Here is a 359-nt window from a genome sequence, read left to right on the forward strand (position 1 = left end):
ATGTTCACCGCGTGCAGGAGGAAACCTTCTTTGTGCTTGAGGGAGCATGCGTGTGGCATGTAGGGAACAAGACGATGCACGCAACCCCAGGTACTTTCCTGTTTATTCCACCGGGGGCGCCGCACAATATCACCAATATCGGCGAAAAGCCTGCGCGGGTGCTGATGACCGTCTCTCCGCCTGGGCATGAACACTATTTCGAAGAACTTGCCAAACTGGCTACACACAGCTCTCCGGATCCGAAAGCGCTTGCCCACTTGCGGGACCGTTACGACACTGACCAGCTCTCGACCCTGACAATAAAAGTGTAGGCTTTGATTTGCGGTATCGCGTAATGGCGCAAGCCGCGCATCGTCGGC

Annotated in this window: 1 protein-coding gene; it reads left to right on the forward strand. The window is 55.7% G+C overall.

Going from position 1 to position 359, the window contains the following annotated elements; all coding sequences use genetic code 11:
* The coding region (locus EN852_RS36610; RefSeq protein WP_135879743.1) for a cupin domain-containing protein at positions 1 to 311 on the forward strand (311 nt) is incomplete at its 5' end.
* Positions 312 to 359 lie beyond the last annotated feature (48 nt).

This window comes from Mesorhizobium sp. M2E.F.Ca.ET.209.01.1.1 (assembly GCF_004010375.2).
Taxonomy (GTDB): Bacteria; Pseudomonadota; Alphaproteobacteria; order Rhizobiales; family Rhizobiaceae; genus Mesorhizobium.